Here is a 12,352-nt window from a genome sequence, read left to right as displayed (position 1 = left end):
AGGTTTTTAGTGATCTGGATACAAGGTAATAATGTCTTCTATTGTATCAATATTTTTCTCAAATAGACTGACTAAAACAGGATCGAACTGCTTACCTTTTTGCTCTAAAATTATGCTGAGAGATTTTTCAGGTGACCAGGCGTCTTTATAGCTATGTTTATGTCTCATAACATCATAAGCATCCGCTAAGGAAGTGATTCGGCAAAAGATATGGATACTGTCACCTGACTTTCCTCTGGGATAACCATTTCCATCCCAAAACTCATGATGATCTCTGGCGATTAACGCGGCAGCTTTTATTAATGGCCTATTTGACCCCTTCAATAAATTATAGCCAAAATCAACATGCTCCCTTATAACTTCAATCTCATCTGGGGTTAACTTGTCATCTTTTAAAAGAATATGTTCTGGTATTTTGATCTTGCCAATATCGTGTAAAGGTACAGCCAAACCTAGGGTTTCAGTTTCTTCCTTTGAAAGACCTACTTCTCGGGCTAATAACTGACTAATTTTAACAATCCTAAGAATATGCCGACCTTGCTCGCTTTGACTCTCTAAAGCTTGTCCTAGCCTCTCAATTACTTCTTGTTGCGTATCTTGCAGCTCTTTATTTAGCAAGATGTTGTCAAAGGCTATTTGTACATTGTGAGAAAAAAGTTCTATTAATTTTTTGTCGTTTGCACTTAACTTTGAAGGTAATCCAGACAGGTAAAGAATAGATCCCCTTTTGGATTTGCTATCACAATAAGCCACCATATATTCTTCTTCATAAATTAGGCTTTTATTTGTGTACGCTAACAAACAAGACTTTAATCGAGGGCCACTTATGACCTGCTCTAACCTTAGCCCTTCTTTATTTTCGTATTCACCTTTACCTGTGAAGACAAACAACTCTCTTGAGTTGTACTGGTCAATTGGATTAGGGCCCATTACAGCAGAAGTTAGATATGCAACATCTTTCGTCCCTCCTAACAAAGAAGACAATTGCTGCATTATTCCCTCAATAAAGCTCTCAAAAGATTGTAAACTAAAGATATCAGCAGAAGCAGTAATGACCTTTTCTAATCCTTTTCTACTTTCTTCTATTACATTAATATCGTGATAAGAACGGAGCGCTGAAATAACAACAGAAAATAACTTTTGCGCAGTAAGTTCAGTTTTCGATTTGTAGTCGTTAATATCATAATTAACAATTACATCTCGCTCTGGAGCTTGTCCTGGTTGACCTGTACGAAGGATAATGCGGGTAAAATGATTGTTAAGTTCATTTCTGATGAAATCCGCAACAATTAACCCAGCATCGTCTGTTTCCATGACAACATCTAATAAAACCATAGAGATGTCGTCGTGCTCCATAAATGCTTTTTTAGCTTCAGCACCACTAAATACACTTATAAATTCAATTTTTTTGTCTTGAAAAACAAAATCCCCAAGGGCAAGTTTAGTTACCGCATGTATCTCTGGCTCATCATCAACAATTAACACTTTCCATGAACCGTGGAGCTTTACTTCTTCAAAGTCGTCTTCCGCGAAAAATATTTCGTCTGACATTTTGTTTACTCATTAAAACAAACACTTACCTACCATAGTCAACTAATAGAAAACAAACAATCCCCAGCCTACATTTTGTTACATTTCTTTTGTTTAGTTAAATAAATTGTCCCATGGTAACCCGTGCGTGCTCATTGAGGTCATACTCAATTTTAACATTAGAAAAGCCTTTAGATACAAGCAAATCCGCAATTCTGTCTCCTTGCCTATTGCCATGTTCGATTAACAGCCAACCTCCTTTAACTAAGAAGTTCACACTTTCATGGATAATGAAGCGAATGTCATCTAAGCCATCCTCCCCCGAAGTCAATGCACTAGCAGGTTCAAAGCGAACATCACCCATTTTTAAATGATAATCGTCAGTTTCTATATAAGGAGGGTTAGTAACAATCAGTTCAAACTTTTTCTCTGAACTCAGCGAGGAAAACCAATTACTCTGAATAAACTCCACCTCTGGTAATCCATTGTCTTTGCCATTTTTCTTGGCTAAGTTAACGGCATCATGGCTTTTATCTAACCCTGTTACTGACCATTTACTTTGCTCACTTGCTAAGGCTAAAGCAATGGCGCCTGTCCCTGTTCCAAGATCTAATACCTGGGATGTATTTGGTAGTGCAAGATTAAGAGCAAGTTCAACTAAAAGCTCTGTTTCTGGGCGGGGTATTAAGGTGGCTTCTGACACTGCTAAACGCAAAGACCAAAAATCTTTAAATCCAATAATATAAGCAACAGGATAACCTAAGATTCGTTTCTCGATCATCTGTTGGAACGTTTGAATTTGGGTTTTATTGGGTACTTTATCTGGCCAAGTATGCAAATAAACTTGCTCACAACCTAATGCAGCACAAAGTAACACTTTACTATCTATGGCAGCGGAATCGTGTACGCCATCATCACTAATCTGATTCTCGGTTAAGATAGTTCTGGCCCAAGCAAGGGCCTTTTCTATTGTTACGCCAGCCTCTAACAAACTAAGAAGCCTGATATTTATTCATCAGACAATGATGCTAACAAGTCTGCTTGATGCTCTTGCCTGATAGGCTCAAGTATTGCCCCTAGATCCCCAGCAACTACATCATCCAGGCGATATAGAGTAAGGTTTATTCTGTGATCGGTTACCCGACCTTGAGGGAAATTGTATGTACGAATACGCTCAGAACGATCACCACTGGCAACCAAGTTTCGACGAGTAGACGTTTCCTCTGCTTCACGCTTTTCATCTTCTAATTGGTTTAGTCGTGACTGCAATATTGCCATTGCTTGCGCTCTGTTCTTGTGTTGCGAGCGTTGATCTTGACATTCAACTACAATACCCGTCGGATTATGGGTAATACGTATAGCCGAGTCGGTTTTGTTAACGTGCTGACCACCTGCACCAGATGCCCTAAAGGTATCTATTTTTAAATCAGCTTTATTGATTTCTATAGCTTCTGACTCTGGAACCACGGGCATAACCACAACAGTACAAGCTGATGTATGAATTCTGCCTTGTGATTCAGTCTCAGGTACCCTTTGTACTCTATGGCCACCAGACTCAAACTTCATAATACCGTAAGCGCCATCCCCTAGAATATTTGCAATAACTTCTTTGTAGCCGCCGTGCTCACCTTCATTAGCAGTCACAAGCTCTACTTTCCAACCTTGTTTTTCTGCATAGCGACTGTACATACGAAATAAATCCCCTGCAAAAATGGCGGCTTCATCACCACCTGCGCCGGCGCGTATTTCAACAAAGCAATTGCTATCGTCATTAGGATCTTTTGGCAACAATAATATTTGCAGCGCCTGAGTATAGTCTTCTATATCTTGCTTCGCTGTTTTGTATTCTTCCTGCGCCATTTCTCGCATTTCTGGATCATCTTCTTGCATCATTTCTTGAGCTGACTCAAAATCTTGCTGAGCTTGTTGATAATCACGGAAACACTTCACTACATCTTCAAGTTGTGAATATTCTTTCGTTAAACCCCGATATCTATCTTGATCTGCAATAACCTCAGCTTCACCAAGTAGTGCTTGAACTTCTTCAAAGCGCTCGATTAAAGATTCTAGTTTTCGTTGTACCGATTCTTTCATTATTTTCCTGTAAGCGGGAATACTTTGCCGCTAATTAATCCTGTTTATTTAACGCTAAAGCGTCTTTTAATATGGATAGTTGCTCTGTGTCTTGCTCACTTGCTGCTTTTTTCAAAGCCTTGGTAGGCGCATGAATAAGACTATTCGTTAATTTATTGGCTAACTCAAGAACAACATCTTCAGCATTTTTACCATCAGCCAACTGATTCAAGGCTTTACTTACTAGCGTACTTTTCTGTAACTCGCTTTGCTGCCTAAAGTTTTTCAGTAAATCAATAGAGGCTTGGCTTTGTTGCCAGCGCATAAATTGCTGCGCTTGCTCTTGTACCATTTGATGTGCAATTTCTGCCGCATCTTGCCTATTTGCAAGGTTTTGCTCAACTATTTGTTGTAAGTCGTCTACTGTGTACAAATAGGCATCATCAAGGGAGGCAACTTCACCTTCCACATCCCGTGGAACAGCAAGGTCAACCAAAAACATAGGTTTGTGCCTACGTTCTTTTAAAGCCCGTTGCACTAATCCCTTCCCTAAAATAGGCAGTTGGCTAGCCGTTGAGCTAAATACAATGTCTGCATCTTTCAGGTGTGCAGGAATTTGCGCTAGGGTTAATACCGATGCCCCTAATGGCTCCGCCAATGCTTGGGCACGGGCTAAAGTTCGGTTGGCTACGGTTAAAGATTTTACGTTTTGTTCACTTAAATGCTTGGCAACAAGTTCTATAGTTTCCCCTGCTCCAATCAGTAAAACACGGCTATTTTTCAAAGAAGAAAAGATATGCTTTGCTAATTGCACTGATGCATAAGCCACAGAAATTGCATTGGCACCGATGTCGGTTTCACTTCTAACTCTTTTAGCAACCGAAAACGTATGTTGAAAGAGTCGGTCAAAACTTCCTTTAATAACCCCAGTATTCTTTGAGTGGGTCACAGCCTGTTTGATCTGCCCCAATATTTGAGGCTCACCTAACATTAAGGAGTCAAGTCCACATGCCACGCGCATAATATGCTCGGCAGCATCTTGTTCTGTATAAAAGTAGCTATTTTTGTCTACATCTACTTCACTTACGCCATGGAATTTAGCTAACCAAGTAGCAATAAAGGATTTATTTGGCTGCTCAAGCTGCGCATACACTTCAGTACGATTACAGGTTGAGACAATTACTGACTCAGCGGCACCAGTCTGAACCTCTAACGAACCTAATGCTTCAACAATAGCATCTGGAGAAAACGCAATTTTCTCACGCAACTCTATTGGCGCTGTTTTATGATTAATACCAAAAGCAATAAGGGTCATGAAATGTATAGATAAACTAAAAAGTACGTAAAGTGAATTTAGGGCGGCATTGTACGCAAAAGGTATAAATATTGAAAGCTGTGTGCTAAGTATGTTCCCATTAGTTCACTCAAATATACTCAGAGCCCTATTTAAAAGTGCAAACTTTAATCAATTATTCCAATCGGTATTCTAAATACCTTGTTGTTACACTGCTTACCTTAGTCATAACAAGCTGCGCGACTCAGCCAACTAAAGACCTTTATGTTGATAATCATCAAGTAACCTTATCTACAAAAAATAACTGGTTAATAAAAGGCAAAATTGGCTTTAAAAGTCAATCCAAAAAGCAAAGCGCGAACTTTCGTTGGAACCAAAACGTTTCTGATTACCAACTAAATTTAACCAGTATTATAGGTACATCCATTCTTAAAATGTCAGGAAATGAAAGTTTTGCAACTATCACCACAGACGATGAAACCTATACAGATACTAGTGCTAGCAGTTTAATATCGCGTATTACTGGGTGGGAACTACCCATTGAAAACTTAAAAATTTGGGTTAAAGGACAGTACCAATTAAATGATGAAGTGATTATTAGCGAGCAAGGTTGGGTGACACAGGCTATTCCCAAATGTACCCTTTGTGAAAATTGGATTATAGACTACGACGATTACCAAAGCGTCCAGGGCGTATGGTTGCCTCACAAAATCACATTAAATAATCATTCTTCTGGTAGCCAACTTTTAATTAAGGTCAACACATGGTCACTGAATTAAAAACTAAACAATTAACATGGTGGCCCAGCCCCGCTAAATTAAACCTTTTTTTACACATTAACGGACAATACGAAAATGGATATCATCAATTACAGAGTTTATTTCAGTTATTAGACTTTGGTGATGAATTAGCCTTTGAGGTAAATAATTCTGGGAAAGTCCACTTAGCCAACCCAATAGAAGGCGTGCCAGACAGTGACAATCTGATAATAAAAGCTGCGTTACTATTGAAGCAAACAGCGCCCTCGCCAGAAGCTGAGAGGTTCGGCTGCACCATTTATCTCAAGAAAAAGTTACCCATGGGAGGGGGAATTGGAGGAGGATCATCCAATGCAGCCACTACCCTATTAGTGCTAAACCACCTTTGGAAATGCAATCTTGATCTAGACACTCTTGCTAAATTAGGACTATCACTTGGGGCTGATGTTCCCATTTTTATCTATGGTAAAACAGCCTTTGCTGAAGGCGTTGGGGAGAAGCTCAACTTTACATCTGTACCAAGTAGTTATTATTTAGTGGTATTTCCCAATTGTCATGTGTCAACAGCTGACATTTTTAAAGATCCAGATTTGCCCAGAAATACACCAAAAATAGATTTTTCAGAATATCAATTTTCAAACACTAGAAATGATTGTCAAAAATTGGTTTGTGAAAGGCATGTGGATGTTGCAAACGCATTACAGTGGTTGTTAGAATACGCGCCGTCGAGGATGACCGGTACTGGTGCTTGTATATTTGCCATGTTTGAACATAAGAAAGATGCACTACATGTTCAATCGTTATTGCCAAATAAAATGACAAGCTTCGTTGCAAAAGGGGTGGATTCATCTCCTTTACATAACCAAATCCAAGCACACATTTAATCGTTTAATTGGGGTATAGCCAAGTGGTAAGGCAGCGGGTTTTGATCCCGCCATTCGTAGGTTCAAGTCCTGCTACCCCAGCCAATTTTATTATTAATAGGGAACGCGCCTATTAATACGCACCGAGGGTTTTACCGTGCCGGATATGAAAATTTTCTCTGGAAATGCAGTACCTGAATTAGCTCAAAAAGTTGCTGACAGATTGTATACTAAACTAGGACACATGAGTGTTGGACGTTTTAGCGACGGAGAAATAAGTGTCGAAGTACATGAAAATGTACGTGGTTCAGACGTATTTATCGTACAATCAACCTGTGCACCTACTAATGACAATCTAATGGAATTGATTGTTATGATTGATGCATTTCGCCGCGCATCAGCCGGTCGTATCACAGCTGTAATTCCTTATTTTGGTTATGCACGTCAAGACAGGCGAGTTCGTTCAGCCCGTGTTCCAATTACAGCAAAAGTAGTTGCTGACTTCTTATCCAATGTAGGCGTTGACCGTGTGTTAACCATAGACTTACATGCAGAGCAAATTCAAGGGTTCTTTGATGTACCAGTAGATAATGCCTTTGGTACACCTATCTTATTAGATGATATGCGCCAAAGAGACTTTCACAACCCAGTAGTTGTATCTCCGGACATTGGTGGTGTAGTACGTGCTCGTGCCCTTGCAAAACTTATGAATGATACAGATCTTGCAATCATCGACAAACGTCGCCCTAAAGCAAACGTTGCGCAAGTGATGCATATTATAGGTGACGTTCAAGACCGAGATTGTATTATCGTTGACGATATGATTGATACTGGCGGTACGCTGGCAAAAGCCGCAGAAGCATTAAAAGCCCACGGTGCAAAAAATGTTTATGCCTATGCAACCCATGCAATTTTCTCTGGAAATGCAGCGCAAAACCTCAGAGATTCTGTTATTGACGAAATTATCATTACTGACAGCATTCCACTTTGTGATGAAATTAAAGCCATATCTAAAGTCAAACAACTTACTCTTTCAAACATGCTAGCTGAAGCCATCCGCCGTGTTAGTAATGAAGAGTCCATCTCTGCAATGTTTGAATATTAACAATATTTTAATCTAAGTAGTTCCACCAAAGCCGCTGCCTAACAGCGGCTTTTTTTTTCGACACCAAGAAAACAGTCATATGCTTGCCTCCCTTTCTACGATTTCGGTTCAATCTTTTATTTGTCTAACTTGTGTTTAAATCTCTTTCAGCAAGTTAAGTTAATAATGACAAGCTGTAAGCCCCACTGCCTAAAGAAATAAAGCATTTAATCTTAGGTTCTACTTGTCCGTAAGCGGTGCCAATGTTAACATGCGCCGCCCTAATTTATGGGGGTAGTAAGTTTCTAACGCGAAACCTTACTATAAGCGTAGATTTTGGTCGCAAAAATCTACACACATTTACTTATTTTGGAGTTACCACAATGTCTGATGGAATTTTTACACTAGACGCAGAAATCCGTACTGATTTAGGGAAAGGTGCGAGCCGCCGCCTACGTCATGCTGGTAAAGTACCTGCTGTCTTATATGGCGCTGATAAAGAAGCCAAGTCTTTAACACTTACTCATAACAAAGTATTTCAAGCGCAAGAGTTTGAAGCTTTTTACTCTCATGTTTTAACTTTAAACATTGAAGGTGAAAGCGTTGAAGTATTAGTTAAAGACATGCAACGTCATGCTTTTAAACCTCTAATTATGCACCTTGACTTTTTACGTGTAGATGCAAATAAAGAACTTCACACTAATGTACCGCTTCACTTCATAAATGAAGAAACTGCAGAAGCTGTTAAAGTTCAAGGTGGTCATGCTGAAACTCACATGGCTGACGTAGAAATTAGTTGTTTACCTGGTAACTTACCAGAGTACATCGAAGTTGATCTACAAAACGTAGAATTAGGTCAAACGCTACATTTAACTGACTTAGTACTACCTGAAGGCGTTTCTTTGCTTGAACTAAACAAAGGTGAATCACACGATTTAGCTGTTGTAACTGTTAAAATAGCAAAAGGCCCTAAAGCTGAAGAAGATGATTCAGCTGAAGAAGCAACAGAGGAATAAGTTGCTTGACTGATATTCAGTTAATTGTGGGCCTGGGTAATCCAGGCCCCGAATATCAGCACACCCGCCACAATGCTGGAGCATGGTTTGTTGAATCTCTGGCGAAAAGTTATAACTGTTCCTTAAAGCTTGAAAACAAGTTTTATGGTTATACCGGTCGTATCTCGATTGGTGGACAAGATGTACGTCTTCTTATCCCAACTACCTACATGAATAAAAGCGGTCAAGCTGTAGCAGCTATGGCAAAGTTTTATCGTGTACCACTATCAAGTTTACTGGTTGCTTTTGATGAGCTAGATATGCCTCCTGGCGTAGCAAAATTTAAAATCGGTGGCAGCTCCAGTCAAAATGGTATCCGTGATATTGTCAGCAAAATGGCAAATCAAAGAGACTTTTTACGACTACGAATTGGTATTGGTCACCCTGGTGATAAAAACCGAGTAACGGGTCATGTGCTTGGTAAAGCTCCACAAAAAGAACAGCAACAAATTGAAGATGCAATCGATGAAGCCACAAGGTGTCTAGATATATTAATTAAAGATGACTTGAAAAAAGCAATGAATCGCTTGCACTCTTTTAAAGCGTTATAGTTTTAACGTTGGTTATTAATCAGTGACAAAAATTTAATTTTAGTTAGTAATATTTTAACTAAAACACATATATTACGAGGAAATCAAAATGGGTTTTAAATGTGGCATAGTCGGCTTACCTAATGTTGGTAAATCAACACTTTTTAACGCTTTAACCAAAGCTGGTATTGAAGCAGCTAACTTCCCATTTTGTACCATAGAGCCTAATACTGGCGTGGTTCCTGTTCCAGATCTGCGCTTAGACAAGTTAGCAGCCATAGTGAATCCTAAGCGTACCATTGCGACTACTATGGAGTTTGTTGATATAGCAGGTCTAGTTGAAGGGGCTTCTAAAGGCGAAGGCTTAGGCAATAAATTCTTAGCCAATATTCGTGAAACTGATGCTATTGGTCATGTAGTGCGCTGCTTTGACAACGAAAACATAGTACACGTGGCAGGTAAAGTAAGCCCACAGGATGATATAGATATCATCAACACAGAACTAGCACTTGCAGATTTAGACACCACAGAAAAAGCCTTAATTCGCGTTGCTAAGCGAGCTAAAGGTGGTGATGCTGATGCTAAGGCAGAGCTTAAAGTACTCGAAAAAATCAAACCACACCTAGACGAGGGTGAATTATTACGTTCATTAGAGTTAGATAAAGATGAGCTAAAATTAATTAGCTACATGAACTATCTGACTTTAAAACCTACTATGTACATAGCAAACGTAAATGACGATGGCTTTGAAAACAATCCATACCTAGACAAGGTACGTGAAATAGCCGATGCTGAAGGCGCTGTTGTAGTTGCTGTATGTGCTGAAATAGAAGCAGAAATAGGCGAGCTAGACGAAGAAGAAAAAGCTGAATTTATGGCGGATATGGGCCTAGAAGAACCAGGCTTGAACCGTGTAATTCGTAGTGGCTATGAACTCCTTGCACTAAATACCTACTTTACCGCAGGTGTTCAAGAAGTACGTGCTTGGACATACAAAGAAGGTTCGACTGCCCCACAAACCGCAGGTGTAATTCATACCGATTTTGAAAAAGGCTTTATTCGAGCAGAAGTCATAGGTTATGAGCACTTTGTTGAATTTAATGGCGAACAAGGTGCTAAAGACGCCGGGAAATGGCGCCTAGAAGGTAAAGACTACATAGTTAAAGACGGTGACGTTATCCATTTTAGATTTAATGTGTAAATTACGTTAACTAGTAAAAAGTTAGAAAATCACTAAGCCCGCTATTTTGCGGGCTTTTTTTGTAATCAGCGCGATCTTCAAACTTATCAAGGGGAACAATTGATTGCAGAATTTTCTATGCCTTAGTTGCCACTCTTAAGGACTTTATTTAACACTTGAGTAAACCTATCAAAATCCTCTATATGAGGTAAGTGCCCTAGCCCTTCCATTTCATATAATGTCCCATTGGGAATGAGCTTCATGACTGTTTTACCTAACTTATCATAACGGCCCAACTCATAATCCACCCCTTGCTTTTTCCAATTACGCCCAGGTCCTGTTCTATCCCTTGTACCTAGAATTAAACTTACAGGCATAGAAAAATCGCCAAACTCAGTCACCACTGGTTGAGTGAAAATCATGTCATATGTTTTAGCATTTACCCAAGCTACATCTTTATAATCTGCATTATTGATTTGCCCCACGATGAAATCAGTTAGTGCTGCATATTGCTCACTCCACTGGCCATCGTAATAAAATTTTTGCTGATAGCTCTTTACGCCTTGCGCTGTCTTTTTTAGCTCATTTTGATAGAAAAAATTGGTATCTTTATATTCTACATAGCTAAGATAATTCTCTAAGCCTATTGGATTGAGCAAAATCAGCTCTTGCGTAGTCTGTGGATACATCAATGCAAAACGACTGGCTAACATGCCACCCATAGAGTGTCCTAGAATTATGGACGTTTTAATATTAAGACTGTCCAGTAAACTTTTTGTATGACTAGCCAGGCCAGCAAAAGAATATTGATAATTTTTCGGTTTTGAAGACTTACCAAACCCAATTTGATCAGGCATTAACACCCCATACCCTAGCTGACTTAAATAATTTGCAGTACCTGTCCAATAATCAGCAATAAAGTTTTTACCATGAAGTAATGTAATTACAGGGTTATTTCCTTTAGGAGGAATATAACTGTACGACATCTTTAATATTTGCCCCTGTGACTGTAATTCAATGTTATTAACAGCCAAGCTGTAGTCATAATCACTTAAGAGCAAGTCATAATTTTTATCGAGATCCTCTTCTTTGGCCTTTGCAACGATAGAAAGACTCACAAACATAAAACTAATTAATACTATCACTGCACGAAATTTAAACATTTTATTTTCCTTACGGTTCAAAAAACTTTTGAAATATTATGTATGATTAAATAAATTTAAGAGAGCTATTTGCTTTCAAACTTAGTTTTAATAAGATTAATCACAGAGTTTTTTGGAGAATTTGAACAACATTTCTACTTAAAATCACTAAGTTGCTTAGTATCTAGCCAAACGAACATTTTATTGTAATAAAACGGTTGACGACAAAAAGTAAGATCAGCATAATACGCGCCACTTCGGAGACGGAGTGATTAAGTGGCTACATAGCTCAGCTGGTTAGAGCACATCACTCATAATGATGGGGTCGCAGGTTCGAGTCCCGCTGTAGCCACCACTTTTATCTTAAATAAGATAGAAGTATGCGGGAGTGGTGGAATTGGTAGACACGCTGGATTTAGGTTCCAGTGCTTCACGGCGTGAGAGTTCGAGTCTCTCCTTCCGCACCATTTTGTACAGTATTGTTGGGGTATAGCCAAGTGGTAAGGCAGCGGGTTTTGATCCCGCCATTCGTAGGTTCAAGTCCTGCTACCCCAGCCATTTTTTAAAGTAAATGGTTAATTATATTATTCATTTACTCTCTTGGGGTATAGCCAAGTGGTAAGGCAGCGGGTTTTGATCCCGCCATTCGTAGGTTCAAGTCCTGCTACCCCAGCCATATTAAAAAGCCTGCGTTATTTACGCAGGCTTTTTTGTTTCTTTTGTCTCGTCCTGAAATGTGTTTACACATTTAGGACTTATTATGACCAAGTCAAATAATACACCGCTTAAACGAACACAACGAGATTATTCATTAGGCTTTAAATTACAAATTGTCGACGCTGT

Annotated in this window: 11 protein-coding genes and 5 tRNA genes; 11 read left to right on the top strand and 5 right to left on the bottom strand. The window is 39.2% G+C overall.

Translation table 11 applies throughout. From position 1 onward, the window contains the following. Nucleotides 1–6: 6 nt before the first annotated feature. From ACMUMK_RS06605 to hemA, 4 genes are all read right to left on the bottom strand, one after another. Complete coding sequence (locus ACMUMK_RS06605; protein WP_414700348.1) at nucleotides 7–1,551, bottom strand: DUF3369 domain-containing protein; 1,545 nt, start codon at nucleotides 1,549–1,551, stop codon at nucleotides 7–9. A gap of 97 nt (nucleotides 1,552–1,648) precedes the next feature. Beyond that, complete coding sequence (prmC, locus tag ACMUMK_RS06600; protein WP_414700347.1) at nucleotides 1,649–2,521, bottom strand: peptide chain release factor N(5)-glutamine methyltransferase; 873 nt, start codon at nucleotides 2,519–2,521, stop codon at nucleotides 1,649–1,651. Nucleotides 2,522–2,538: 17 nt separating this feature from the next. After that, nucleotides 2,539–3,624: a peptide chain release factor 1 gene (gene prfA / locus ACMUMK_RS06595; RefSeq protein WP_414700346.1), complete on the bottom strand. Its 1,086-nt coding sequence runs from the start codon at nucleotides 3,622–3,624 to the stop codon at nucleotides 2,539–2,541. A 34-nt stretch (nucleotides 3,625–3,658) separates the two neighbouring features. After that, the gene (gene hemA, locus ACMUMK_RS06590; RefSeq protein ID WP_414700345.1) at nucleotides 3,659–4,918 is read right to left on the bottom strand and encodes a glutamyl-tRNA reductase; all 1,260 of its coding nucleotides are present in this window, start codon (nucleotides 4,916–4,918) and stop codon (nucleotides 3,659–3,661) included. Nucleotides 4,919–5,055: 137 nt separating this feature from the next. On the opposite strand from hemA, the gene lolB reads away from it, so the two are divergent. The 7 genes from lolB (at nucleotide 5,056) to ychF (ending at nucleotide 10,388) form a co-directional block, all read left to right on the top strand. Beyond that, nucleotides 5,056–5,676: a lipoprotein insertase outer membrane protein LolB gene (gene lolB, locus ACMUMK_RS06585; RefSeq protein ID WP_414700344.1), complete on the top strand. Its 621-nt coding sequence runs from the start codon at nucleotides 5,056–5,058 to the stop codon at nucleotides 5,674–5,676. Next, a complete protein-coding gene (gene ispE / locus ACMUMK_RS06580; protein WP_414700343.1) occupies nucleotides 5,661–6,539 on the top strand; it encodes a 4-(cytidine 5'-diphospho)-2-C-methyl-D-erythritol kinase in 879 nt (292 codons plus the stop codon). The genes lolB and ispE overlap by 16 nt, the downstream gene beginning before the upstream one ends. A 9-nt stretch (nucleotides 6,540–6,548) precedes the next feature. After that, nucleotides 6,549–6,623: transfer RNA gene (locus tag ACMUMK_RS06575), tRNA-Gln, on the top strand. Nucleotides 6,624–6,675: 52 nt separating this feature from the next. Continuing rightward, nucleotides 6,676–7,623 (top strand): ribose-phosphate pyrophosphokinase, encoded by a 948-nt coding sequence (locus ACMUMK_RS06570; RefSeq protein ID WP_414700342.1) that lies wholly within the window; start codon nucleotides 6,676–6,678, stop codon nucleotides 7,621–7,623. 362 nt (nucleotides 7,624–7,985) lie between these two features. Further along, the gene (locus ACMUMK_RS06565; RefSeq protein WP_414700341.1) at nucleotides 7,986–8,618 is read left to right on the top strand and encodes a 50S ribosomal protein L25/general stress protein Ctc; all 633 of its coding nucleotides are present in this window, start codon (nucleotides 7,986–7,988) and stop codon (nucleotides 8,616–8,618) included. A gap of 5 nt (nucleotides 8,619–8,623) precedes the next feature. After that, entirely contained in the window at nucleotides 8,624–9,208 is a 585-nt protein-coding gene (gene pth / locus ACMUMK_RS06560; RefSeq protein WP_414700340.1) for an aminoacyl-tRNA hydrolase, read from the top strand. 88 nt (nucleotides 9,209–9,296) lie between these two features. Further along, nucleotides 9,297–10,388, top strand: a complete 1,092-nt coding sequence (gene ychF / locus ACMUMK_RS06555) for a redox-regulated ATPase YchF (RefSeq protein WP_414700339.1) — start codon at nucleotides 9,297–9,299, stop codon at nucleotides 10,386–10,388. 122 nt (nucleotides 10,389–10,510) lie between these two features. On the opposite strand, the gene ACMUMK_RS06550 is transcribed toward ychF, so the two are convergent. Continuing rightward, nucleotides 10,511–11,491, bottom strand: a complete 981-nt coding sequence (locus ACMUMK_RS06550; protein ID WP_414701374.1) for an alpha/beta fold hydrolase — start codon at nucleotides 11,489–11,491, stop codon at nucleotides 10,511–10,513. 296 nt (nucleotides 11,492–11,787) lie between these two features. Here ACMUMK_RS06550 and ACMUMK_RS06545 point away from each other — a divergent pair. The 4 genes from ACMUMK_RS06545 (at nucleotide 11,788) to ACMUMK_RS06530 (ending at nucleotide 12,185) form a co-directional block, all read left to right on the top strand. Then, a tRNA-Met gene (locus ACMUMK_RS06545) sits at nucleotides 11,788–11,864 on the top strand. A gap of 27 nt (nucleotides 11,865–11,891) precedes the next feature. Next, nucleotides 11,892–11,976: transfer RNA gene (locus ACMUMK_RS06540), tRNA-Leu, on the top strand. A gap of 16 nt (nucleotides 11,977–11,992) precedes the next feature. Next, nucleotides 11,993–12,067, top strand: a tRNA-Gln gene (locus tag ACMUMK_RS06535). A 43-nt stretch (nucleotides 12,068–12,110) separates the two neighbouring features. After that, nucleotides 12,111–12,185: transfer RNA gene (locus ACMUMK_RS06530), tRNA-Gln, on the top strand. Nucleotides 12,186–12,352 lie beyond the last annotated feature (167 nt).

The sequence above is a fragment of the Paraglaciecola sp. 2405UD69-4 genome (assembly GCF_047525415.1).
Lineage (GTDB): Bacteria > Pseudomonadota > Gammaproteobacteria > Enterobacterales > Alteromonadaceae > Paraglaciecola.
Note: the sequence above shows the minus strand (reverse complement) of the source record. Positions and strands in the feature narration are given on the sequence as shown.